This is a genomic window from Candidatus Pelagibacter ubique HIMB140 (genome assembly GCF_025558165.1).
Lineage (GTDB): Bacteria > Pseudomonadota > Alphaproteobacteria > Pelagibacterales > Pelagibacteraceae > Pelagibacter > Pelagibacter ubique_T.
In genome coordinates, this window is record NZ_LAMZ01000001.1 from 559,394 (window position 1) to 583,624 (window position 24,231).

Genomic DNA, 24,231 nt, shown 5'->3' on the forward strand with positions numbered 1-24,231 from the left:
ATTATTTTATTTTATCAATATCGTGAATGTTTGTTAAGGAATTATTAAATTCTTCAATATTTTCTCTTAAAGCTAAACTAGAAATTGAATAAATCATTATTAATAACAAAACTAAAGGTAATGAAGTAACAATTGACGCATTACTTTTAATTAACAAAATATAAAAAACAATAAATAAAGCTGAACGAATTAAAACTCTTTTTCTAAATACACTTATTATTGAAAGAGAATGTTTCAACAAATTAAAAAAACTCATTTGAGATGGACCAAAATATCTTTTTCCTCTTATTGATGGAGAAGAAATTAAATCTTTTTCAATTTTTTTTAATGATCCAGAAAAACTATTCCAAGTAGATTTTTCATCTATCATTTTCTTAACAGTTGCTTTTGAAAGACATGTAAAATTACCAAATTTAATAGATTGCCCTGTAAATGCTAAAGTTAAAAACTTATGAAATTGGTAACATAACTTGAATATCATATTTTCTGATCTTTTAACCCTTTCACCAACTATAGATCTGTCTCCAGCTTCCTTTGATAATTCGACAAAGTTTTTAATTTCTTCAGGCCTATCCTCGCCATCTCCATCCATAGGGATGACATAATCAAACTCCTTTTTTTCATAGATATATTTCAAACCTGAAGCAATGCATCTTGCATGACCTCTGTTTTCTTTCATGTTGATGATTTCAATAGATTGAATATTTTCAATATTTGGATATTCATCAATGATTTGTTGTGAAGAGGCATCATTGATTACCAATAGTGATATTTCAGAATTTAAATCTTTTATCTCGTAATTAATATTTTCTATCAATAACTTCAAAGACTCGCGGTCATTATAAATAGGTACTAAAATTACATATTTCATAGATTATCTTGATCCAACACAGATACTATCAAGACACATATAATCTTTCAATTGATCAAGTTTCTCTCTTTCAACTATACCTTCCCAAACTGGTCTAGATTTTAAGTGATAAGATAAATTGCCAGCATTCCACTCATCTCCAAGCACAACATTTATCTTAGAGCTAAATTGTTGGTCCCAAGCATATTGAGTTTTCATGGCAATTTCTTTTCCTGGATAATCTGTTCTTTTGTCATCTTTAGATACTGAAACATAAGCGTACAAAATAGGAGATAAAAAGAAAAAGAACAAAAATCCAACCATAAATGGTTTTAATTTTTTCAAATTTATTTGAGATAGAAATAAATAAACAATTAACGTTCCAAAGAACAAATAAAACGGTGTCATCCACATTGTTCTAATTTTTGATCCTGTTATCAAAGACGTTAGAAACATCAAGGCAATCGGTAAGATATTAATTGCTAACAAAAATAATAAATTTTTATCTTTAAAATTTATTTTGAATTTAATTTTTTTAACCAATAACAAAGTTAAAATTATAAATGGTATTAATATACCAATTTGTTTTCCTAAAAATATTAATGGATATTTTATATGATCTATAAAGCTTGATTGCTCTAAACCAGTTCTTGCTAGTCCATAAGTAATTGTAATGAATTCATTACTATTAAGCCAAATTAAGTGAGGAACTAAAGCAACTATAAAAACTTCTATTGTAATCAAATATTTAAAATCAAACTTTCTCTCTTTCTTAAAAATTAAGTAAATGAATAAAAATGCGATAGATACTAGTAAGTAAATGAACAAATATTTTGATAAAAATCCTAATGCACCAAATAAACCTATTAAAAAACAATCCCAAAATTTAATATTTTTAACACTATAAATTTTCCAAGAATAATATGCTGTTAATGACCAAAAAGGTAACTGACACACATTTACGTTAAACTCAGCTGTAGTAAAATTATAAAAATAAATTGTTTCAATTAATAAAACTGAAATTAAAGCAAAAAATTTGTTTTTCAGTATTTCGTTAGAAAGTTTGAAAACATAATAAAATGAAATAATTACAAAAATTTGGCTTAGTAAATAATAAGCCCAATCCTGTGAACCAAAAATTTTAAAAAAAACTTCTGGAAAAAAAGCGCTCATAGGAGGATGCTTATTAAAACCCCAATCTAAATTACTTCCCCAAGCTAAAGCCTCAATAGTATCTAGGGGTAAATTGTGATTTGTGAGAGTTGGAATCAAGGTCCAAAAAATTAGATGAGATGTCACAAAAATATAAAAAAGATTATCTATATTTTTGGTATTAATGGTCATTATTTAAATATTTATAACAATTCAGCTTGCTTGACACCCCTATTTTGCTGAATATACTCCGACCATTCAAAATTACGCTATGCCAAAGACTGCTAAAGCAAAGAAAAAAGTTTCTAAACCAAAAGCAAAAGTTGCAAGTAAGCCAAAGAAAACTGTGGCTTCGCCAGCTAAAAAAGTTCCTATAAAAATTTCAAAAACTTATGTTCCAAAAGAAACTGAAAAATATATGTGCGAAAAACATAAAGTATTTTTTAGAATGAGATTAAATGAATGGAAGAAAGAATTAATTAAATCAAACAATGAAGCACTTTACAATGGAAGCATGGATGACAACAATATTTCAGCTGATCTAGTAGATCAGGCAAGTTCATACATCGACAAGAATGTAGAGATGAAAGCAATTAACAGACAAATTAAATTAATTTCTGAAATCGATAAAGCTTTAAGAAGAATTATGGATGATACTTATGGGTATTGCTTAGATACGGCTGAACCAATTGGTTTAAAAAGATTAATGGCAAGACCTGTTGCTAAATACACTATTGCTGCACAAGAAAAGCATGAAAAAGAAGAAAAAGTTCATGTGGATGATTAATTAAATCTTTGGAATTTTTGCCTCTTTATCCATAAAGGCATATCCTTTTATAACAGCCTCACGCTCAGAAATTTCTTGATACCATCTAGATAAGTTTTGATAATTTTTTAATCCAATATCATGCCATTCATGCCTTGCTAGCCATGGCCACGTTGCAATATCAGCAATGGTATAATTATCTCCAGCTAAAAATTTAGAAACTTTTAATCTTGTATCTAATTCTCCATAAATTCTTTTAGCAATTTTAAAATATCTTTGTTCACCAAATTCACTTTTTCCTGGATTATAATGATGAAACTGGTGATGCTGACCAATCATAGGACCTACAGTTCCCATTTGAGCCATCAACCATTGATTAATCACTAATCGATCTTTTTCATTGTAAAACTTTCCACTTTTTTCACCCAGATACATCAATATTGCACCAGATTCGAAAATACTTTTATTATTTTCATGATCAGTAATTACGGGAATTTTACCAAATGGACTTATCTTTAAAAAATCTGTATTAAATTGTTCCTCGTTTCCTATATCAATCTTAGTTACTTTGTACTGATAACCGATTTCTTCTAGCATAATACCTATCTTCCAGCCATTTGGAGTATTAGCAGAATATAACTCTATCATTTTTTTACACCAAGTCTCTCTTGAGCAGCCTTTGATGTAGTAGTGAATTCAAATCTTAGTTTTTCGTCTGGTCTTGCGTACTTAAAGCAGCCTCTTGCAGCAAGAGCTCCTTCATGAAATCCTGAAAGTATTAATTTTAATTTACCTAGATAAGAACAAATATCACCAATTGCAAATATACCATCGACATTTGTCTCAAAGTTTTCAGTATTTACTTCAACTGTTTTTTTATTGATATTTAATCCCCAATTTAAAATAGGGCCTAGCTGCATAATCAAACCAAAAAATCCAAGAACATAATCAGATTGTAATTCTTTTACTTCTCCATCGTCATGTTTTATTTTTACTGAACTAATGTGGTTGTCTCCTCTAATAGAGTCCATTTGATATTTGGTGTACAAATTTAATTTTCCCTGATCATTTAATTCTTTCACTTTTTGAACACTAGATTCAGCTCCACTAAATCCATCACGTCTATGAATTAAATTAACTTTAGAAGTATTTGATAATTCTATAGCCCAATCTAGTGCGGAGTCTCCTCCTCCAAATATTGAGATAGTTTTGTCTTTAAAAATTGTTTTATCTTTAATTGAATAAAATAATGAGGATCCTTCAAATTTTTCACATTCTTTAACTGGAAATTTTCTAGGTTCAAAAGATCCTACTCCACCTGCAATAATAATTGCTGCTACATCAAACTCTTGGTTTCCACTTGTTTTGATATGCCAACGATTTTCAATCTTTTTGAGTTCTTCTACTCTTTCATTTAAATGAAATTTAACATTAAAAGGTTTTATTTGTTGTAAGAGATTATTTGTTAATTCTTCACCAGTACATTCTGGTACAGCTGGAATATCATAAATAGGTTTATCAGGATAAAGTTCGATACACTGCCCTCCAGCCTTATCTAGATTATCTACGATTTCACATTGAAGTCCTATAATTCCAAGTTGATGAGCACAGAACAATCCTGTTGGTCCTGCTCCAATAATTAACACATCTGTTTTATTCATCTAAGCTTGCTTTTCTGGAATAGTAACTTCTAATCCGTCTAATTCATCTGAAACAATTAATTGGCAACTTAATCTACTATTTTGTTTTGGCTCATATGCCATATCCAACATATCCTCTTCACCGTCTTCTTTTGCTGGAAGTTTTTCTAACCAATTTTCTTTAACATAAACATGACACGTAGCACATGCCATTCCACCACCACAATCAGCATCAATTCCTGGAATATCATTTTGAACCGCACCTTCCATCACTGTTAATCCATTTTGAATATCAATAGTGTGAGTTTTACTGTCGTGTGTGTGGTAAGTAATTTTTGCCATGTGTTATATATAGGTTTTTATCTAAAATGAGCAAGTAAGTAAAAACATACTTAGCAAGATTTATGCATTTTGAGGTTCTGGCACTTCTTTTTTAAAAAAGTAGCTAGTGTCCTCTGTTTGTTTCATTATAGCTGGTAAAATTTCTTTGTAGGCATCAATTAAACCATCATTTGTTCTTGGTAACTGATCTTTAATATGATGATGAAGTTTATCTAAATTATAAGATGGAACTGTTGGAAACATGTGATGAGTTACATGATATTCCATTTTCCAATATAAAAAGCTTAGAATAGGATTAAGATACATTTCTCTTGTTGTATATCTATGATCTTTAATATTTCTTGCTAAACCTGCATGTTGAGTAAAAGAAACTAGTTTATGTAAAGTTCTTCCATAAAATTTTGGTAATAAAAAAAACAAAACAGGTAACCAAGATGATGCAATTAAAGACCACAATATAATTGCAATCCAAATTGCAACAAAAATTCTAGAATTAAAAATAACTTTTGATTGTGCATTTTCAGGAATGCAATCTTGCATGACTTTAGTTTTTACACCAAATGTATGTTGAATAATTTCGTAAGCAATACTTTTTTTGAAATAAATAAGTTCCATAAAAGGAATTAAATTCATTAATAAATTTTTTGGAGTTTCTTTTAAATTATTTCCATATTCAATTTCATGATCAAACGGATTTTCTGTTGAATATGTATTTCCATGATGAACAAAGTGTGTGTATCTCCATCTCAGTGGTTCAAAATTAGAAAGATAAGAAGAGATATAGTAAAAAAATTCATTTAAAGATTTTGATTTAAACGCAGTTTTATGACCTGTCTCATGCCACAATGGATTTGAAAAACCATAAATATTTCCGTAAACCAAAAACCAAAAAGCAGACCACCAAGTACCCCACGTTATATAGGCCATAATTCCTGTTACTAATAATAACCCAAAAAAAACTGAAACATGTTGAAGACCTTTAATGTCAGATTTTTTTGAAAGTTCTTTAAGAACCTCCATATCAATTTGGCATCGGTGCCATTTTTCTAGTTTTACATCCATAATAAATAATATGTATAATAACTATACATAATTTTATATAACGCAAAAAAAAAGGGCAAGTACAAAATTGTACCTGCCCTTTTTCAAATTTTAAGTAAAACTACTACTTAGCTCTACCAGGTTGTTGCATAGCTGCTGCCCAAATGATCAGACCGAAAGCGATCTTGTTCAAGAAGTCAGCTGCGTTGTAAATCACGTTTAGTGAGTTAGCATCTACACCACCTGTTAGGTAACCAAAAATGTAACCTAATGGGTAGATCGCCCAACCTACAGTAACGATCATTCTCATTGCACCAAAAGCAGTTACAAGTGATTTGTTACCACTTTTCGCTGCTCTCTTACCTGCTTCACCAGAGAATACTTCATATAAGATGTATACCCAACCAGCCATACCGATTATGAAACCAAGTGTAGCGTTGATGTATCCAGCTTCTCCTAAGTATCCACCTACTAGCATTACTAGTGTACCAATCATTAGTCTCCAGAAAATTCCAGAGTCTGATTTGTTTACTGCTGCTAGAACAAAATAGAATTCTAACATCAATAATGGCACTGTAATTAACCAGTCAATGTATCTGTATACAGTTGGTGAGTCACCAGTAGCGATCCATACATCTCTCATGTACATGTAGTGTACGAATGCAATACCAGTTACTAGACCAGCAACTGTCATTGAAACTCTCCATCCAGCTGGAACTGAACTTCTTTCTAAGAAAAAGAATACAGTAGCAGCTAAACAAGCCATAGATACTAACCAAAACGAAATACCTACGAAATCGTCTTGAGCCAGCATAGCTGTTTCAGCGTTTGCAACACCAGTTACGCCCATAAGAGCAACAACTGTAAGAGCAAACAATTTAAGTTTTTTCATAAAAAACTCCCTCTTCGTTAGTTTTTATTTATTTAGTTTATATAAACTAGACTTAAGTAACCCTAAGTCAAAGTTGGGCTTAAATAGCAAATTAAATTAGTTTTATGAAGACTTAATTGTCATTAATTTGCATTGATTTTACTGAATTTTTAAAATTAAATACAATTTATAAGTTAAAAACCAAAAAAATAACAAAAATCGAATCAAATTAGCATGTCAAAAAAATTTCTAAATATTTACGAAAATTCCATTCAAAACCCTGAAAAATTTTGGCAAGAAGCAAGTGAAGATATCTTTTGGTTTAAAAAACCAACAAAAATTTTAAACAAATCTAATCCTCCTTTCTATAAATGGTTTGAAGATGGCGTCACCAACACTTGTTATAACGCTTTAGACATACATATTGACCAAGGAAGAGGTCAAAAAACTGCTTTAATCTACGATAGTCCTATCACAGGTAATAAAGCTAAGTTTACTTATGAGGAACTTAGAGCAAAAGTATCAAGATTTGCAGGTGCTTTAAAACAACAAGGTGTAAATAAAGGAGATAGAGTAATTATTTACATGCCAATGATCCCTGAGGCTGTAATTTCTATGCTTGCTTGTGCGAGAATTGGTGCAATACACTCAGTTGTTTTTGGTGGATTTGCCTCAAATGAGCTTGCAAGCAGAATAGATGACAGTAAAGCAAAACTATTAGTAACTGCTTCATGTGGTTTTGAACCTGGAAGGACAGTTGAATACAAACCTCTGGTAGATGAGGCTATAAAAATAGCTAATCATAAAATTGAAAAGACGATTTTGTTCCAAAGACCAGGAAACGAAGTCAAATTAAATGCTCCAACTGAGATTAGTTGGGAAGAAGCAATCTCAAATGCAAAAGATACTGATTGTGTTGAGATGAATTCAAATGAGTTTGCTTACATCTTATATACATCTGGAACGACAGGGACACCAAAAGGAATTGTTAGGGATACTGGTGGTCATATCGTTGCTCTTAAATGGACTATGAAGAATATCTACAATATTGATACTGATGATATTTGGTGGTCGGCTAGTGATATTGGTTGGATTGTTGGGCACTCTTATATTGTTTATGCCCCATTGTTTAAAGGATGCACAACAGTTTTATTTGAAGGAAAGCCTGTTGGAACACCAGATGCTGGTGCTTTCTGGAAAATCATCTCAGATTATAAAGTAAAATCATTATTCACTGCACCAACTGCATTTAGAGCCATCAAGAAAGAAGATCCAGAAGGTAAATTTTTCTCAAAATATGATTTATCTAGTTTTGAGAGCTTGTTTCTTGCTGGAGAAAGAGCAGACCCAGATACTATCAAGTGGGCAGAAAATTTATTAAGAGTCCCAGTGATTGATCACTGGTGGCAAACTGAGACTAGTTGGGCAATCAGCTCAAATTGTACAGGAATTGAAATGATGGAGACCAAATACGGCTCAGCTTGTAAAGCAGTTCCAGGATATGATGTCAAAATCATTAAACCAGACCAATCTTTAGCTAAACCAAATGAAATGGGAGATATTGTTGTAAAACTACCTTTGCCTCCTGGGACATTCCCTACTCTATGGAATGCTGATCAAAGATACAAAGAAAACTATATGACTAATTATGAAGGCTATTATCAAACATATGATGCAGGTCATATTGATGATGAAGGTTACATTTGGATTATGTCTAGAACTGATGACATTATCAATGTTGCAGGACATAGGTTATCAACTGGTGCAATTGAAGAGGTTTTGTCTGAACATCAATCAGTTGCTGAATGTGCAGTTCTTGGAATTGCAGATAAATTAAAAGGTCAATTACCGATTGGTTTAGTAGTTTTAAAATCTGGTGTTGAAAAAGATAATGAAACTGTATCAAAAGAATGTGTTCAAATGGTTAGAGAAAAAATTGGACCTGTAGCAGCATTTAAAGTTGTTATTGTTATTAAAAGATTGCCAAAAACCAGATCAGGAAAAATTTTAAGAGGAACAATAAGGAAAATTGCGGATGGTGTTGAATATAAAATTCCACCTACAATAGATGATCCAGCAATTTTAGATGAAATTAAAGAAAACTTATCTCAAAATGGAATTATAAAATAATGCTTAAAACATATTTAATCTTAATTGCAGCAACTATATTTGAAGTTTCAGGAACTATGCTTTTACCTGTTACAAAAGGTTTTACAAAACCAGTTCCAACAGGTGCTTTAATATTTTTTTATGTATGTGCATTTTTTTGTCTATCAATTGTAGTTACTAAACTTCCATTGGCTGTGGTTTATGCAACTTGGTGTGGTTTAGGAATATTTACTATTGCTATACTTGGATATATTTTTTACGGACAGTCATTAAGTTGGCAGGTTGTTTTGGGTATGTTCTTAATCGTATTGGGATTAACGCTTGTAAATATTTATTCTTCTAAAACAATTAACTAAAAACTAAAGGAGTGCCTTCTGGATCTCCTAAAATTTTGCCATCTTGCATTTTAATTTTTCCTGCAATGATAGTATGAGTGGGTGTTCCTTTGAATTTAAATCCATTAAATGGAGACCATTTACATTTACTTTCAATATTTTCATTCTTAATTTCGATTGTTTTGTTCATATCTACAATTGTAAAGTCAGCATCATAACCTTCTTTAATAAATCCTTTATTTTTAATTCCAAAAATTTTAACTGGATTTTCACAAACAAAGTTTATCAACTGATTTAAACTTAGTTTTCCATCGTTAATATGATTTAACATTACTGGCATTAAAGTTTGAACACCCGGCATACCTGAAGGAGTATTTGGATAAACCTTATCTTTGTTTTCTTTTAAATGAGGCGCATGATCTGATCCGATAGTATCATTGAAGTTGTTTCTGACCCCATACCATAATCTATCATAATGAGTTTTATCCCTTAATGGTGGATTCATTTGAGCATACGTTCCAAGTTTGTCATAACAATCTGGAGCATAAAGAGTTAAATGCTGGGGAGTTATCTCAAATGTAATGTTGCCCTTATGCTGAGAAAGAAAATCAATTTCTTCTTTCGTTGTAATATGAAGAACATGAGCTTTTTTTTTATGTTTTTCTGCAATTCTAACAATTCTTCTTGTGGATGCTATGGCACACTCTGCGCTCCTCCATACGGGATGTGTGTGGACATTTCCTTCTTTAATTAATTTTTTATTAATCTTTAATATTGCTTCATCTTCGGAATGCACTGCAACGACTTTGGAAGCGTTTTGAAAAACTTTATCTATATCATCTTCTTCAGCCACTAATAAATTACCAGTCGAAGAGCCAGCAAAAAGCTTAATTCCACAACAACCTTTTAAATCTTTTAAACTAGCTAAGTCATCTGCATTGTCAGCAGTAGCACCAAAGTAAAAAGCATAATTGCAATACATTCTATCTTTAGCAAGATCTAGTTTTCTTTTAAACTCTTTCATGTTTGAAGTTGGAGGGTTAGTGTTTGGCATCTCAAATACACTGGTTATCCCACCTGCTATTGCTGCCCTACTCCCTGAATGAAGATCCTCAGTATCTGTTGATCCTGGTTCTCTAAAATGTGTTTGGGTATCTATGCAACCAGGCAATACTGTATGACCTTCTACATTGATTGTCTCTTTTGCTTCTTCTGAAATTTGACCAATCTTTTGAATTTTTCCATCTTTTATAGCAACATCAACGTCTTTTAATTCACCATCGATGTAACATTGTCCGTTTTTAATTATAAGATCTAACATTTTGAGAAATTGTTATTATATTACAATCTATAATTAATCAATTATGAATATAAAAAACGTTTACATTTTAGAAGATAGAGCAATTCTTTATATTAACGGAGAAGATGCAAAAGAGTTTCTTCAAAATCTTATTAGTAACGATATAAACAAAGTAAGTGATGTAAATAGTTGTTTTAGTTCTTTACTTACACCCCAAGGGAAATTTTTATATGAATTTATAATCGTAAAACATAAATCAGGTTATCTTTTAGATTGTGAAAAATATCAAGCAGATGGACTATTTAAACAGTTATCTCTTTATAAGCTAAGATCTAAAGTTGAAATTCTTAATTTAAGTAATGAATTTGTTGTAGCAGCATTTTCTCATGAAAAATTCTTAACTTTTGATGGAGCAAAAGATCAACATGGATGCACAATTAAATATAGAGAAGATCCAATATTTTTAGATCCAAGAAATAAACAATTAGGAGCAAGATTAATTATTAATTTAGAAAAACTTTACTTGTCCTTAAAAAAATTAGATCTCCACGATACAGATGTAAACGAATACTATTCTTTAAGTCATAAACTAGGAATAGTTCCAAAAGATTTAAACAAATTACAAGACAAATTATTTGGTATTGAATGTAATTTTGAAGAACTGAATGGAATAGATTTTAAAAAAGGCTGTTATGTTGGCCAAGAAAATACAGCTAGAATTAAATTAAAAAATAAGCTTTCAAAAAGATTGATGCCTATAAATATAATTAATGGAAAACTAAATGAAGGAGAAAGTATTTTTAATAATGAAAATGAAATAGGTAAAGTGTTAATAGATAATGATTACCCTTTCGCTTTAATCAAATTTTTAGATGAAAACTTTGATGAAAAGCTTGAATTTAAAACTAAAGAAGCTTCAATAATTATAAAAAAACCTGAATGGATCAGTTAAAATTGAAATTTGGTGCGGTCGGAGAGACTCGAACTCTCATGGACTAAGTCCACACGGCCCTCAACCGTGCCTGTCTACCAATTTCAGCACGACCGCGATATGTCTCATAATAAATGAATGACAAGTATGTTTCAAATTGGTAAAAAACTTTATGGAATTTACACAAGAAGTACGTAAAGCAACAGATCCTATATATCAAAAAATTTCTAAGGTTATACCTGAAATTGAATGGTCTGTGCATGCTCCATACATTCATAAAATTAATAAATTAAAAAAAGAAAAGAATGCTGTAATTTTAGCTCACAATTATCAAACTCCAGAAATATATCATGGTGTTGCAGATTTTTCTGCAGACTCACTTGCATTAGCAATTGAAGCCTCAAAAACTTCAGCAGATATAATTCTAATGGCAGGAGTTCACTTTATGGCTGAAACTGCAAAGTTAATGAGCCCTAATAAAAAAGTAATCTTACCTGATATGGATGCGGGTTGTTCTTTATCATCCTCAATTACTGGTAAAGATGTGAGATTACTAAAAGAGAAGTACCCAGGTGTTCCAGTAGTATCATATGTAAATACCTCGGCTGAAGTAAAGGCTGAAACAGATGTTTGTTGTACATCAGCAAACGCAGTTAAAATTGTTAAATCACTTGGAGTAAAAAGGGTAATATTTTTACCCGACGATTATTTGGCTAAATATGTTGCTTCTCAAACAGATGTTGAAATTATTTCTTGGAAAGGAATTTGTATTGTTCATGACCAATTTAATAGAAAAGAAATAGAAGATATTAGAAAAAATAATCCTGGAATTAAAATTATCGCTCATCCAGAATGTCCACCTGATGTAATTGAAGCAAGCGATTTTGCAGGATCCACTTCTGGAATGATTAAATATGTAAAAGATAATCAGCCAAAAAAAGTAATGATGGTAACCGAATGTTCAATGAGTGACAATATTCAAATTGAAAATCCAAATGTGAATTTTGTTAAACCATGCAATATGTGTCCACATATGAAAAAGATTACTTTACCTAAAATTTTAGATTGTTTAGAAAATGAGACTGGCGAAATCATAATGGACAAAGAAATAATTGATAAAGCCAGAATATCTGTAGAAAGAATGGCAGCCATTGGCAGATAATATAAGTGTCAAAAATTAAATTAAGCAAAGAATTTATCAAAAGCACTGTTAAGTTAGCTCTAAACGAAGATCTTTATCCTTCAGGTGACATCACTTCAGCATTAATTAACAACGATAAGATCGTAACTGTAAAATTATTATCAAATCAAAATGCAGTTGTTGCTGGATTATTATTTGTTAAACAAACTTTTTCCTTAATTGATAATAAAATAAAATTTATTGTTAAAAAAAAAGATGGTTCGAGAATTAAAAAAGGTTCTTTAGTTGCTTTGATAAAAGGTAAGGCAAAAAATATTTTGATTGCTGAAAGAGTTGCTCTAAATTTTTTGTCACATATTTCTGGTATAGCAACAAAGACGAATGAATTTGTAAGATTAGCTGGAAAAAAAACTAAAATTTGCTGCACAAGAAAAACAATTCCAAATCTTAGAGTAATTCAAAAGTATGGTGTCAAGTTAGGAGGGGGTACGAACCATAGATTTAATTTAAGTGATGAATATCTAATAAAAGACAATCACATCGCAAGTTCAGATTTAAAAAATTTAGTTATAAAAGCAATTAAAAATAAAAAAGGAAAAAAAATTACAGTAGAAGTTGATACAATTGATCAACTTAGATCAATTTTGGGGTTAAGATTTAATACTGTTCTACTAGATAATATGAATTTAAAAAATTTAAAAACTGCAGTTAAAATTGCTAAAAAGTATTACGAAACAGAAGCTTCTGGAAATATTAATTTGAAAACTGTCAAAGCAATTGCCTCAACAGGAGTAAATAGAATTTCTATAGGAAGCATTACTCATAGTGCTATTGCAGTTGACTTTAAGCTAGAAATTTAACTCACAAACTTAGTTAGATCTGGTTTAAAATAATTAGGACCTTTCATAACTTTTCCAGCTTCATTATAAATAGGTTTTCCATTTTCATCTAATTTGCTCATATTTGAGTTTTGAACTTCTTCAAAACATTTATCTAAATCTATTCCAAAAGCATGTCCTGCCCCATACGTTACATACAAAATATCTGTAAGTGCATCAGCAACTTCTAATAAATCTTTATTATTCATAGCTTCAGTAAGCTCATCTAACTCCTCTTTAATTAGATCTATTCTTAATTTGTTTATCTTATCGGTGCTAAAAGATGGCTTAGTTCTAACATCTTGACCAAAGGTTTTCATAAAAGTTCCGACTTTACTAAAATTCGACATATTGCTCCTGTATGTTTTTTAAAATTTATTGTATGAATATAATTATTTATTACTAAGAAATTAATCAATGAAATTAAGAAAAGAATTTGACAGTATTGGAAGCATAAATGTACCCAATGACAAATACTGGGGTGCATCAACTCAAAGATCAAATAAATTTTTTAACATCGGGAAAATTTTAGTTAATATTTCTATAATAAAATCAATTGCTATTATTAAAAGATCAGCAGCTATAGTTCATGCTAAAGATAAATTAATTAGCAGTAAAATTTCAAATGCAATTATCAAAGCTTCAGACGAGGTAATTAAAGGAAAATTAAATGAGAATTTTCCTTTAAAAGTTTGGCAAACAGGTTCTGGTACTCAAACAAATATGAATGTAAACGAGGTGATTGCCAACAGAGCCATTGAAATGTTGGGAGGAAAAAAGGGAACTAAAAAACCTGTTCACCCAAATGACCATGTAAATAAATCTCAATCGACTAATGATGTTTTTCCAACTGCAATGCATATATCTATAGCGACACAAACTCTTTCTAAAATGTTGCCAAGTTTAAAAATTTTAGAAAAAGAGCTCAAGAAAAAATCTAAAGAGTTTAAAAAAATAGTTAAAATTGGAAGAACGCATCTTCAAGATGCAACGCCATTGTCTCTAGGTCAGGAATTTTCTGGATATCATGCTCAATTAAAAAAAAGTATTGAAAGAATTGAATATGCTTTAAAAGAAATACTATTTCTTGCACAAGGTGGTACAGCTGTTGGTACAGGAATAAACTCAAAGAAAAATTTTGACAAAAAAATTGTTAAAGAAATTGCAAAATTTACTAAAATAAAATTTAAACCTGCACCAAATAAATTTGCTGAACTTGCAGCTCATGATGCAATAGTAAATTTTTCTGGGACATTGAATACTTGTGCCGTTGCACTAATGAAAATTTCAAATGATATCAGATTTCTAGGATCTGGACCTCGAGCTGGATATGGAGAATTGATATTACCTGAAAATGAACCTGGTTCATCTATAATGCCTGGAAAAGTAAATCCAACTCAGTGTGAAGCAGTTACAATGGTATGTGCAAACGTTATTGGAAATCACAATGGAATTACTATGGCTGGATCACATGGACATTTTGAACTAAATGTATTTAAGCCATTAATTGCTCACAACATTTTGCAATCTATTGACTTATTAGCAGACAGTACAAAGAATTTTGCTCTTTATTGTGTTAAAGGAATTAAAGCTAATAAAAAGAAAATTAAAGAGCACTTAGATAACTCATTAATGTTGGTGACGGCTTTAGCTCCACACATTGGTTATGATAATGCTGCAAAAATAGCAAAGACAGCTTTGAAGAATAATACAACACTTAAACATGAAACATTGCAAACAGGATTAATTAGCGAAAAAGAATATAATAGAATAGTTGATCCTAGAAAAATGATTTATCCTGCATAATTTTTTATCACTTCATTCAGTAAATTTTTAAAATAAATTTTATTTTGTAGATTGTTTTCTTTTAGTAAAATGTCTTCGAAAGTATAATTTGATTTTTTAAGTATTTTTTCGTCTACCATGATATTCTTGACTTTAATATATTTTTCATCAAAAAAATAAGTGAAGTTAACATTAACCTTACTAATCTTTTTTCTCAAATTTTTTGGAGTAAGCAAGAACTTATAAAGTTCATTTGTATTATTTATATTAATTTCAACATTTGAATCTAAAATTAATTTTCCTTCTTTCACATATATTAAGCTATTTAAAAACTCAAAATTAATATTGTTCTTCCATGTCATTTTAGTTTGATCAATATCGACTAAACCTTCTTGAATTTTAGACTTTATTAAAACATTTTTAAAATCTTCAAATTTTTTAATACTGTTTCCAGAAATAATTAAATAAAAATCAATATTTTTATTGTTTAAAATTTCAATCTTTAAAAGCTCTTTAATAATCGCATTTGACGAAAACAAAGGCGAAAGATCTATTTTTTTTGTATTACCTGTTATATTTGCATAAAATGGTTTTAAATTAAATCTACTTTTATAAGAAAAATCAGGATTTTGATTTTTATCAAAAAATTTAAACTCAAACAAATCATTTTTATATTGATACTCAAATAAATTTTTTGAGTTTAAAAAATTTATTTCTGAAAAACCTGAATAATTTGTATCAGTATATTTTGTTTGATTATTTATTATAAGTTTTAAACTTTCTATATTTATTTTGGAGTTTAATATTTTTTTAATTTTATCATCATAGATTTTAATTGAATAAGGCAAATTAAAAATCTCATTATTTGCATCAAGTGTATTTTTAATCTCTTTAGTATCAAAATAATATTTAGCATTAGAAATATTATTTATAAGCAAAACTTCATTTTCTATGTTTCTATAAAAAACATTACTATTTGATATTTCAAATTTGAAGTCTTTGAAATTACTATTCAATAAATCATAAAAAAAATTATAATTATTTTTTTTTAAATTAAAGTTTGCTTCTTCTAAAATGACATGATTTAATTTAATGTTTTTTAAAGAAAACAAATTTTCAAGAGAAACATAAACTTTAAGTTTTTTTATTTCTGTAATTTTATCTTCTTTAAGATTAATTGAAGAGTTATTTGTAGTAAAATGAGGTCTAGGCAAAAATTTATATTCTAGATTTTCTTGAAAATTAAACTCTAGGTTTAATTTATTTTTTAAATTTTTTTTAATTTCTAAAGAAACTTCTTCTTTATTGTGAATATTTGGGAATGAAAGATATGATAAAAATAAAATAATTAGTGCGACAATAGATAAAAATATTTTATTATTAATTAATAAATTTTTAAAATTATCAACATTTAACTTGTTTAAATTTTTCTCTAATAGATTATTAATAAATTTACTGAATTTTTTAAAAAAACTAGCAATAAATTTAGGATTATTCATTTTAAGCAATAATCTTATAAAACATTATTTTGAATGATAAATAGAGAATATTTAAATAATTTGAATGCAGCGCAGAAAGAGGCTGTAATGCATCTAGATGGTCCTCTTTTGATAGTTGCTGGTGCTGGTTCAGGAAAAACTAAAGTCCTAACATCAAGAATAGCTAATATAATTAAGGAAAAAAAAGCTTTTCCAAATCAAATTCTAGCAGTCACATTCACAAATAAAGCAGCTAAAGAAATGCAAAATAGAGTAAGTAAAATTTTAGGATCTGCTGCTATTGGTCTTTCTTGGTTGGGAACTTTTCATTCAATTTGTGCTAAATTATTAAGAAAACATGCTTCAGCTGCACAATTAAACTCAAATTTCACTATTATTGACACTGATGATCAAATTAGATTGATAAAAAATATATGCAAAGCAGAAAATATAGATATCAAACAATTATCCCCAAGATTTATACTTGCAATAATTGATAGATGGAAGAATAAAGGTTTTTATCCTGGAGAAGTAGTCATAAATCAAAAAGATATTTATGAGAAAACTATACTTCCGTTATACAAAATATATCAACAAAAATTAACTGATTTAAATTCTTGTGATTTTGGCGATTTAATTTTACACACAGTAAAAATTTTAGAATTTAATCCTGATATAAGAGAAATATATTCTAAAAATTTTAAATACATATTAGTTGATGAGTATCAAGATACAAATTTTATTCAAAGTAAATGGCTAAATCTTCTATCTGAAAAAAATAAAAATATTTGCTGTGTTGGTGATGATGATCAATCAATATATAGTTGGAGAGGTGCAGAGATTAAAAATTTTTTAGAGTTTGACAAAGTTTATGAAAATACAAAAGTAATAAGATTAGAACATAATTACAGATCTTCACAAAACATATTATCAGTTGCTTCAAACCTTATTTCTAATAATCAGAATAGAGTTGGAAAAACATTAATTACTACTATGGAAGAAGGTGATTTAGTTCAATTAAATTGTTTTAAAAATGGTAAAGATGAAGCAATTGGGGTTTCTGATGAAATTGAAAAAAAAATTAAAAAAGAATTTTCTTATAATAACATAGCAATTTTAGTCAGAGCCATCTTTCAGACACGTGAATTTGAAGAGCGATTTCTGAAAATTGGTATGCCTTACAGAATATTGGGTGGTACAAAATTTTATGAAAGAGCTGAAATTAAAGACTGTGTTGCTTATTTAAGATTGATTCATCAAGAAAAAGATGACTTGGCTTTTGAAAGAATAGTAAATAACCCTAAGAGATCAATAGGTGATAGTACTTTAAAAAATATTCATGAGTTTGCTAAGAAAAATAATTTAAATTTAGAAAGAGCATCAATCAAAATGCTTGAACAAAATCTAATTAAGCCAAAAACTAAAATTGGACTTAGTTTATTTATTAATTCTCTAATCAAATGGAGAAATGATTTAATTATAAAGAAATCAAATCATATAAAGTTATTACAAATTGTTTTAGATGAGTCTGGCTATTCAGCAATGCTTAAAAATAAAAAAGATTTAGATAATGAAAATAGACTGGAAAATATTAAAGAATTGTTAAGTGCTATGAAAGAATTTGATAATCTAGAAAGTTTTTTAGAACACGTATCTTTAGCAACCTCGGTAGATCAAGAATGGGATGGTGAAAAAATTAATATGATGACTATGCATGCAGCAAAAGGTTTGGAATTTGATGTTGTATTTCTACCTGGATGGGAAGAAGGATTGTTTCCACATCAAAAATCTATTGAAGAAAAAGGTCAAAATGGCCTAGAGGAAGAAAGACGATTAGCATATGTAGGAATTACAAGGGCAAAGAAGAAAGCTATAATTTCTTTTTCAATGAATAGATTTTACCAAGGAGATTGGATAGATAGTATGGCCTCACGTTTCATTGATGAACTACCAGAAAAACATTTAGAAAAAAATTCTTTCTTTGAAGAAGAAATTAACAATGATGATGATTTTGAGTTTAATCAGGATTTTGAAATTGACGAAGGAACAAGAAGTCCTGGGTGGATAAGATATCAAAAGAGAATAAAATGAGTGATTACATAAAGATTTTAAGAAATAAATTTAAGACATATGAGATCGATGGCTATGTAATTCCAAAAAATGATGATTTTTTTACAGAATATTCAAAATTAAATCGATTAGAAGTTATTTCAAATTTTAGTGGATCTGCTGGTCTAGCAATTGTTCTTAAAAATAAAAATTATTTATTTACTGACGGAAGATACACAATTCAAAGTAAAATGGAGAGTGGAAAAAATTTTAAAATTTATGGATTTGAAAAATTAATAAATTGTAATTTATTTAAAAATCTTACACTAGGTATAGATCCAAAGTTATTTACCAGTACTCAAATAAAAAATTATTTTTTAAAATATAACAAAATTAAACATGTCAAAAAAAATCTAATTGATGAAATTAAAAAACAGAGAGAACAGGCCTCTATTCCTTTTTTTTCATTAGACAAAAATATTGTTGGTGAAAGCATTAATTCTAAATTAAATAAAATAACAAAATATTTAAAAAAAAGTAAAACAGATTTTATTTTTATTAGTGCACCAGAAAATGTTGCGTGGACCTTAAATATTCGAGGTGGAGATGGCCCCAACAGTCCAATTCCAAATTCACGATTGATAATAAGTAAATCAAAAAAAATATTACTTATAAGTAATCTTAGAAAGTGTAAGCAATTATTAAAGAATAAAATTATTAGGAAAGATCAATTTTTAGATGTAAATTATTTACCTAGTAAAATACAAAATCTTAAGGGAAAAAGCTTTATTGTAGATGATAAATCTTGTTCAATATTTTATGAAAATTTAATTAAGTCTAAATTTAAGATAATAAAAAAAGAAGATCCAATTTATCATTTAAAAGCAATCAAAAATAAAACTGAGATTAATAATATGATTAATGCTCATATCTATGATGGTGTAGCATTAACAAAATTTCTATACTGGATAAAAAAAATTAATAAAAAAAATATTACGGAAGTAGAAGCGTCTAAGAAATTAGAAAATTTTAGAAAATTAAATAAACAATTTCTCTACCCAAGTTTTGATACAATAGCAGGCTCTGGCAAAAATGGTGCGATTGTTCATTATCGTGCAAAGAAAAAAAATTGCAGAGTTATAAATAAGAGAGATATTTTCCTTTGTGATTCTGGAGGTCAATATAAATATGGAACAACTGATGTAACAAGAACAATTTGTTTTTCAAAACAAAAGCAAAACATCAAAAATATTTTTACCAAAGTTTTAAAAGGTCATATTGCTGTAGCTACAAGTGATATAAATAAACAAGATACAGGCAAAAAGATAGATAAAAGAGCAAGAAAATTTTTAAATAAAAGTAACTTAGATTATGCACATGGTACAGGACATGGAGTTGGATTTTTTCTTAATGTTCATGAAGGCCCTCAATCTATTACAAAAATAAATTCTGTAAAAATAAGAGAGGGTATGATTTTAAGTAATGAACCTGGGTATTATAAAACCAATGAATATGGAATTAGGATTGAAAATTTAGTCTATGTAAAAAAAATAAAGAAAAATTTGTTATTTCAAAATTTAACAATGGCTCCTATAGAAAAAGATTTAATAAATTTTAATTTATTAACAAATTATGAGAAAAACTATCTATTTAAGTATCATTTTGAAGTTTATTCAAAGATATCAAAATACTTGAGTCCAAATGAGAAAAAGTGGTTAGCTACTTTTATTTAGCATCTTCAAAAATTTAACTTGATCAATTACTTTTATTTTTAATTTTTTAGCGTCATCTATTTTTTTTTTAGTTGGTTTTTCACCAATAATTAAGAAATTCAATTTTTTTGATACACTACTAACAGTTTTTCCAGAATGTTCTTCAATCAGAGATTTAACTTCTGCTCTACTTATTCCATTTAATTTTCCAGTAACCAAAAAAGTTTTATTTTTTAATAAACCATTATTTGAATTTTTTATAGCATCTTTAATTAATAAAACTTTTTCTAATTCATTCAAAACTATTTGGTTAGCTTCATTTGAAAAAAAAATCTTGATTGAGCTTACTTGTGTATCACCAATTCCATCAATATTTAGTAAATCTTCATAATCAATTTGTTTAGTTAAATTTTTAAATTTTGAAAATGATACAAAATGTTTAGACAACAATTTTGCATTTTCTAAACCTATATGTCTTATTCCCAAAGAATATATAAATCTTTCTAAAGAAATAATTTTTTTTTGATCAATTGAATACTTTAAGTTTTGAACAGAAAGTTTGCCCCAACCATCTAAATTTTTAATTTTTGAAAAATCTAAATTGAAAATGTCTTGAGGATATTTTATTAATTTCAATTTCCAAAAATTTTCAACTATTTTCTTTCCAAACCCATCTATATTAAATGCTTCTTTTGATACAAAATGTTTTAATTTTTCAACTGACATTTTATTACAATAATAACCTTCACTGGAACATCTCCTAACAGCGTCAACTTTTTTTGTTATTTTATTAAATTCTTTAATTGTTTCTGATCCACATGATGGACAATTTTTTGGAAAAATAAATTTTTTTGAATTTTTTAATCTTTTTTGTTTATCTACTGAAAGTATATGAGGTATTACATCACCAGCCCTTTCTACAACTACAGTATCACCTATTCTGATATCTTTTCGATTAATTTCATCCTCATTATGCAATGTTGCATTGGAAACTAAAACACCTCCAATATTTATTGGTTTAATTTTTGCTACTGGTGTTAAAGCACCAGTTCTTCCTATTTGAATTTCTATGTCTAATATTTGAGAAATCGCTTTGTTTGAGGAAAACTTGTGAGCTATTGCCCACCTAGGTGCGTTTGCAACACTTCCTAATCTTTTTTGCATTGCAAAATCATTAACTTTGTAAACGACACCGTCTATATCAAAATCCAAATTAATTCTTTTTTTTTCTATTTGATTATAATTATTTAATAAATTTTTTACTCCAGATATTAATTTGTTTAACGGGTTAGTTTTGAAACCCCATTCAGTTAATTTTTTAAGGTATTCGAATTGATTATTAACCATTAATCCTCTCTCATATCCAAATGTATAAGCAATAAAGTTTAAAGGTATTTTTTTTGTTTCCTCAGAATTTTTTTGTCTTAATGAACCTGAAGCTGCATTTCTAGGGTTTGCAAATTTTACATTTAAATTTTTAAAATCATCATTTTTAATAAACACTTCGCCTCTAATATCAATTTCTTCAGGAAAATCTTTTGATAAAATTTTTTTTGGTATATCTTCTATGGTTAAAAGATTTGAAGTTATATCTTCTCCTTCTTTTCCATCTCCTCTAGACAAACCTTTAAAAAATTTACCTTTTTTATATGTTAATGAAGCTGAAATTCCATCAATTTTAGGTTCCGCACTATAATATATTTCCTTTCCGTTTAATGATAAAAAATTACTAATTTTTTTTTCGAAGTTCAGTAAATCTTCCTCTGAAAATGCATTACCTAAAGAAAGCATAGGAACTCTATGCGGTGATTTGTGAAAATTTTTTGAAGGTTTAAAACCTACATATTTAGATGGAGAATATTTCGAATTTAAAAAATTATATTTATTTTCTAATTCTAAAATTTCTTTTTTTAAAATATCATATGAAGCATCAGATACTATTGATTTATTATGATCGAAATAACTTTCATTATATTTTTTAATTAATTTAATTTTTAAATTATACTCTTTCTTAATATTACTAGACATTTAATCAAAAATTGATTTAAATTTGTTTAAAACTTTTATCTCTTTCTTTTTTTCTTTTTGTCTTTCCTTTTTCTTTATCTCATATTTTTTGTTAAATATTTTATATGACTGTTCATACCACTTGGAAGTCCTGTAATTATATCCAAGCAATTTTGCATATTTAAATGACTCTTCTTTCAGCCCTATTATATAATATATTTCTACTAATCTATGTAAAGCCTCTTCAACATAAATACTATTATCATAATCATTTATGATAACCTTAAATCTGTTAATTGCTGAAATCCATTTTTTCTTCTCTAGGTAATATCTACCTATATAAAGTTCTTTTGCAGCAAGAATATCTTCAATTAAATCTAACTTAAATTTTGCATCTATAGAATATTCTGAATTAGGATAATTATTAATTAAAGATTCAAAACTTTGCTTTGAGTTTAAAATTGATTCAAGGTCTTTAGTTTCATCAACAATTTGTTCATAATAACATAAAGATAATAAATAATTTGCATAATCTAAATTATTATGTGTTGGATATACTCTCTTAAACCTCACTAATTCAGCAATAGCCTCTGAATAATAATCCTGAACATAATATGAGTAAGCAGCCATTAGAGAAGATTTTGGTGCCCAAATCGATTGGGGGAACATTGTTTCTACTTCGTTAAATTTTTTTGCTGCAAAAATTACATCTCCCTCCTTCAGATTTTTCATTCCTTCTTGGTAAGCTTCCAATATTTGTAAATCTAAACTTTTTTGAGTTATGGTAGATTTCTTTGTTTCATTTTTTGAACAAGAATAAATTAAAATTGATATTACAAATATTTTTAAAATAATTTTAAATTGCATAATAAATTTATACTTTTTAAAGGGATATTTTAAAAGTGATCTTTTGTTTAAGCTATAGATCTTAAAATATTTCTATTTATCAAAGTATGAGGTAAGTTTTTTTCTTTTATTTCTAAAATAGAAAAGTTTTTTTTATTTTCAAAAACACTTCTTAAGAGCTGATTTGTAAGATAATGACCACCTTGAGAGCATTTTATACTCGCAATCATTCTATATCCACATGTATATAAGTCGCCTATACAATCTAAGATCTTATGATTTACAAATTCTTTTTTATTTCTAAGACCTTCAGAGTTTAAAGTTATATTATCTTTAACTACTATTGCATTATCTAAACTGCCTCCTTTAGCAAGGCCTTTTTTCTTGATTAATTCTATATCCTCAAATAAACAAAAAGTCCTAGAATTATAAACATCAGTTAAGTCATCTTCATATATCTTAAATGTGTTGCGTTGATTTCCAATTACTGGATTTTTGTATTTTATTTCATAATCAATATCCAAACTTAAGGTTGATGGTTTAATATTGATATAACGATCACCGTCAGAATAAGTTACTTCTTTTTCTATTTTTATTATTTTTATTGGAGCATCTGAAATTTCGATTCCAGCTGAAATAATTTTTTCGATAAATATTTTTGCAGATCCATCTAATATAGGTACTTCTTCATTATCAATTTCAATAAGAGCATTGTCTATACCTAATCCAAATAATGCACACATCAAATGTTCAATAGTTGAAACTTTAACACCAAATTCATTTTCAACTGTAGTATTTAAAGATGTATTGGTAACATTCATAAAATTTGGATAAACTAGGTTATTACTTTTTAAATCTATTCTTTTGAAAACTATACCATGGTTAGGGAGCGCAGGTTTGATACTTATATTAACATCTAAACCACTGTGGAGAGATATCCCGCTGAATGAAATATTATCTTTTATTGTTTTTTGAGTTAAATAAGACACAGTGAATAT

22 protein-coding genes and 1 tRNA gene are annotated in these 24,231 nt (G+C 28.1%); 9 read left to right on the top strand and 14 right to left on the bottom strand.

Annotated features, from left to right (window positions below; translation table 11 throughout):
- Position 1 precedes the first annotated feature (1 nt).
- Both VP90_RS03165 and VP90_RS03170 read right to left on the bottom strand, forming a co-directional pair.
- Positions 2-871, bottom strand: coding sequence for a glycosyltransferase (locus VP90_RS03165; RefSeq protein WP_262589644.1), 870 nt, complete (start codon positions 869-871; stop codon positions 2-4).
- Between the two features lie 3 nt (positions 872-874).
- Complete coding sequence (locus VP90_RS03170) at positions 875-2,194, bottom strand: glycosyltransferase family 39 protein (protein WP_262589645.1); 1,320 nt, start codon at positions 2,192-2,194, stop codon at positions 875-877.
- A 79-nt stretch (positions 2,195-2,273) separates the two neighbouring features.
- Here VP90_RS03170 and VP90_RS03175 point away from each other — a divergent pair, with 79 nt between their 5' ends.
- A complete protein-coding gene (locus VP90_RS03175; protein ID WP_262589647.1) occupies positions 2,274-2,789 on the top strand; it encodes a TraR/DksA family transcriptional regulator in 516 nt (171 codons plus the stop codon).
- Here the strand turns inward: VP90_RS03175 and VP90_RS03180 are convergent, their stop codons facing one another.
- The 5 genes from VP90_RS03180 to VP90_RS03200 form a co-directional block, all read right to left on the bottom strand.
- Positions 2,790-3,416, bottom strand: a complete 627-nt coding sequence (locus tag VP90_RS03180) for a glutathione S-transferase family protein (protein WP_262589649.1) — start codon at positions 3,414-3,416, stop codon at positions 2,790-2,792.
- On the bottom strand, positions 3,413-4,429 hold the full coding sequence (locus tag VP90_RS03185) for an NAD(P)/FAD-dependent oxidoreductase (RefSeq protein WP_262589650.1): 1,017 nt from the start codon (positions 4,427-4,429) through the stop codon (positions 3,413-3,415). The genes VP90_RS03180 and VP90_RS03185 overlap by 4 nt, the downstream gene beginning before the upstream one ends.
- Positions 4,430-4,750, bottom strand: a complete 321-nt coding sequence (locus VP90_RS03190; RefSeq protein WP_262589652.1) for a 2Fe-2S iron-sulfur cluster-binding protein — start codon at positions 4,748-4,750, stop codon at positions 4,430-4,432.
- Positions 4,751-4,810: 60 nt separating this feature from the next.
- Entirely contained in the window at positions 4,811-5,812 is a 1,002-nt protein-coding gene (locus VP90_RS03195) for a fatty acid desaturase (RefSeq protein ID WP_262589653.1), read from the bottom strand.
- 103 nt (positions 5,813-5,915) lie between these two features.
- Positions 5,916-6,683, bottom strand: coding sequence for a bacteriorhodopsin-like (locus VP90_RS03200; protein WP_262589654.1), 768 nt, complete (start codon positions 6,681-6,683; stop codon positions 5,916-5,918).
- 213 nt (positions 6,684-6,896) lie between these two features.
- Here VP90_RS03200 and VP90_RS03205 point away from each other — a divergent pair, with 213 nt between their 5' ends.
- The gene (locus VP90_RS03205; RefSeq protein ID WP_262589655.1) at positions 6,897-8,792 is read left to right on the top strand and encodes a propionyl-CoA synthetase; all 1,896 of its coding nucleotides are present in this window, start codon (positions 6,897-6,899) and stop codon (positions 8,790-8,792) included.
- A complete protein-coding gene (locus tag VP90_RS03210) occupies positions 8,792-9,127 on the top strand; it encodes a DMT family transporter (RefSeq protein WP_262589656.1) in 336 nt (111 codons plus the stop codon). The genes VP90_RS03205 and VP90_RS03210 overlap by 1 nt, the downstream gene beginning before the upstream one ends.
- Here the strand turns inward: VP90_RS03210 and VP90_RS03215 are convergent.
- Complete coding sequence (locus VP90_RS03215; RefSeq protein WP_262589657.1) at positions 9,120-10,427, bottom strand: dihydroorotase; 1,308 nt, start codon at positions 10,425-10,427, stop codon at positions 9,120-9,122. The genes VP90_RS03210 and VP90_RS03215 overlap by 8 nt on opposite strands.
- Before the next feature lie 43 nt (positions 10,428-10,470).
- On the opposite strand from VP90_RS03215, the gene VP90_RS03220 reads away from it, so the two are divergent.
- A complete protein-coding gene (locus VP90_RS03220; protein WP_262589658.1) occupies positions 10,471-11,358 on the top strand; it encodes a YgfZ/GcvT domain-containing protein in 888 nt (295 codons plus the stop codon).
- Positions 11,359-11,368: 10 nt separating this feature from the next.
- Here the strand turns inward: VP90_RS03220 and VP90_RS03225 are convergent.
- Positions 11,369-11,454 (bottom strand) — tRNA-Leu (locus tag VP90_RS03225).
- Positions 11,455-11,509: 55 nt separating this feature from the next.
- Here VP90_RS03225 and nadA point away from each other — a divergent pair.
- Both nadA and nadC read left to right on the top strand, forming a co-directional pair.
- Positions 11,510-12,499, top strand: coding sequence for a quinolinate synthase NadA (gene nadA / locus VP90_RS03230; RefSeq protein ID WP_262589659.1), 990 nt, complete (start codon positions 11,510-11,512; stop codon positions 12,497-12,499).
- Between the two features lie 5 nt (positions 12,500-12,504).
- A complete protein-coding gene (gene nadC / locus VP90_RS03235; RefSeq protein WP_262589660.1) occupies positions 12,505-13,338 on the top strand; it encodes a carboxylating nicotinate-nucleotide diphosphorylase in 834 nt (277 codons plus the stop codon).
- Here the strand turns inward: nadC and VP90_RS03240 are convergent.
- A complete protein-coding gene (locus tag VP90_RS03240; protein WP_316963582.1) occupies positions 13,335-13,706 on the bottom strand; it encodes a nucleoside triphosphate pyrophosphohydrolase family protein in 372 nt (123 codons plus the stop codon). The two genes, nadC and VP90_RS03240, sit on opposite strands and share 4 nt — an antisense overlap.
- Positions 13,707-13,773: 67 nt before the next feature.
- On the opposite strand from VP90_RS03240, the gene fumC reads away from it, so the two are divergent.
- Entirely contained in the window at positions 13,774-15,162 is a 1,389-nt protein-coding gene (fumC, locus tag VP90_RS03245) for a class II fumarate hydratase (RefSeq protein WP_262589662.1), read from the top strand.
- Here the strand turns inward: fumC and VP90_RS03250 are convergent.
- Positions 15,150-16,640, bottom strand: a complete 1,491-nt coding sequence (locus VP90_RS03250) for a hypothetical protein (RefSeq protein WP_262589664.1) — start codon at positions 16,638-16,640, stop codon at positions 15,150-15,152. The genes fumC and VP90_RS03250 overlap by 13 nt on opposite strands.
- A gap of 33 nt (positions 16,641-16,673) precedes the next feature.
- Between VP90_RS03250 and VP90_RS03255 the strand changes: the two genes are divergently transcribed.
- Positions 16,674-18,710: an ATP-dependent helicase gene (locus VP90_RS03255; protein ID WP_262589665.1), complete on the top strand. Its 2,037-nt coding sequence runs from the start codon at positions 16,674-16,676 to the stop codon at positions 18,708-18,710.
- Positions 18,707-20,401: an aminopeptidase P family protein gene (locus tag VP90_RS03260; RefSeq protein ID WP_262589666.1), complete on the top strand. Its 1,695-nt coding sequence runs from the start codon at positions 18,707-18,709 to the stop codon at positions 20,399-20,401. The genes VP90_RS03255 and VP90_RS03260 overlap by 4 nt, the downstream gene beginning before the upstream one ends.
- Here VP90_RS03260 and ligA read toward each other — a convergent pair.
- Genes ligA through lpxC form a run of 3 tightly spaced genes read right to left on the bottom strand, consistent with a single transcriptional unit; the run spans position 20,384 to position 24,222 of the window.
- Positions 20,384-22,408: an NAD-dependent DNA ligase LigA gene (gene ligA, locus VP90_RS03265; RefSeq protein WP_262589667.1), complete on the bottom strand. Its 2,025-nt coding sequence runs from the start codon at positions 22,406-22,408 to the stop codon at positions 20,384-20,386. The genes VP90_RS03260 and ligA overlap by 18 nt on opposite strands.
- Entirely contained in the window at positions 22,409-23,254 is an 846-nt protein-coding gene (locus tag VP90_RS03270) for an outer membrane protein assembly factor BamD (RefSeq protein ID WP_262589668.1), read from the bottom strand.
- Positions 23,255-23,301: 47 nt separating this feature from the next.
- Positions 23,302-24,222 (bottom strand): UDP-3-O-acyl-N-acetylglucosamine deacetylase, encoded by a 921-nt coding sequence (gene lpxC / locus VP90_RS03275; RefSeq protein WP_262589669.1) that lies wholly within the window; start codon positions 24,220-24,222, stop codon positions 23,302-23,304.
- Between the last annotated feature and the right edge of the window lie 9 nt (positions 24,223-24,231).

Excerpts from the sequence above, each read along its gene's own strand:
- VP90_RS03165 (WP_262589644.1), bottom strand. The coding sequence starts at position 871 with ATGAAATATGTAATTTTAGTACCTATTTATAATGACCGCGAGTCTTTG.
- VP90_RS03170 (WP_262589645.1), bottom strand. The coding sequence starts at position 2,194 with ATGACCATTAATACCAAAAATATAGATAATCTTTTTTATATTTTTGTG.
- VP90_RS03175 (WP_262589647.1), top strand. The coding sequence starts at position 2,274 with ATGCCAAAGACTGCTAAAGCAAAGAAAAAAGTTTCTAAACCAAAAGCA.
- VP90_RS03180 (WP_262589649.1), bottom strand. The coding sequence starts at position 3,416 with ATGATAGAGTTATATTCTGCTAATACTCCAAATGGCTGGAAGATAGGT.
- VP90_RS03185 (WP_262589650.1), bottom strand. The coding sequence starts at position 4,429 with ATGAATAAAACAGATGTGTTAATTATTGGAGCAGGACCAACAGGATTG.
- VP90_RS03190 (WP_262589652.1), bottom strand. The coding sequence starts at position 4,750 with ATGGCAAAAATTACTTACCACACACACGACAGTAAAACTCACACTATT.
- VP90_RS03195 (WP_262589653.1), bottom strand. The coding sequence starts at position 5,812 with ATGGATGTAAAACTAGAAAAATGGCACCGATGCCAAATTGATATGGAG.
- VP90_RS03200 (WP_262589654.1), bottom strand. The coding sequence starts at position 6,683 with ATGAAAAAACTTAAATTGTTTGCTCTTACAGTTGTTGCTCTTATGGGC.
- VP90_RS03205 (WP_262589655.1), top strand. The coding sequence starts at position 6,897 with ATGTCAAAAAAATTTCTAAATATTTACGAAAATTCCATTCAAAACCCT.
- VP90_RS03210 (WP_262589656.1), top strand. The coding sequence starts at position 8,792 with ATGCTTAAAACATATTTAATCTTAATTGCAGCAACTATATTTGAAGTT.
- VP90_RS03215 (WP_262589657.1), bottom strand. The coding sequence starts at position 10,427 with ATGTTAGATCTTATAATTAAAAACGGACAATGTTACATCGATGGTGAA.
- VP90_RS03220 (WP_262589658.1), top strand. The coding sequence starts at position 10,471 with ATGAATATAAAAAACGTTTACATTTTAGAAGATAGAGCAATTCTTTAT.
- nadA (WP_262589659.1), top strand. The coding sequence starts at position 11,510 with ATGGAATTTACACAAGAAGTACGTAAAGCAACAGATCCTATATATCAA.
- VP90_RS03240 (WP_316963582.1), bottom strand. The coding sequence starts at position 13,706 with ATGTCGAATTTTAGTAAAGTCGGAACTTTTATGAAAACCTTTGGTCAA.
- fumC (WP_262589662.1), top strand. The coding sequence starts at position 13,774 with ATGAAATTAAGAAAAGAATTTGACAGTATTGGAAGCATAAATGTACCC.
- VP90_RS03250 (WP_262589664.1), bottom strand. The coding sequence starts at position 16,640 with ATGAATAATCCTAAATTTATTGCTAGTTTTTTTAAAAAATTCAGTAAA.
- VP90_RS03255 (WP_262589665.1), top strand. The coding sequence starts at position 16,674 with ATGATAAATAGAGAATATTTAAATAATTTGAATGCAGCGCAGAAAGAG.
- VP90_RS03260 (WP_262589666.1), top strand. The coding sequence starts at position 18,707 with ATGAGTGATTACATAAAGATTTTAAGAAATAAATTTAAGACATATGAG.
- ligA (WP_262589667.1), bottom strand. The coding sequence starts at position 22,408 with ATGTCTAGTAATATTAAGAAAGAGTATAATTTAAAAATTAAATTAATT.
- VP90_RS03270 (WP_262589668.1), bottom strand. The coding sequence starts at position 23,254 with ATGCAATTTAAAATTATTTTAAAAATATTTGTAATATCAATTTTAATT.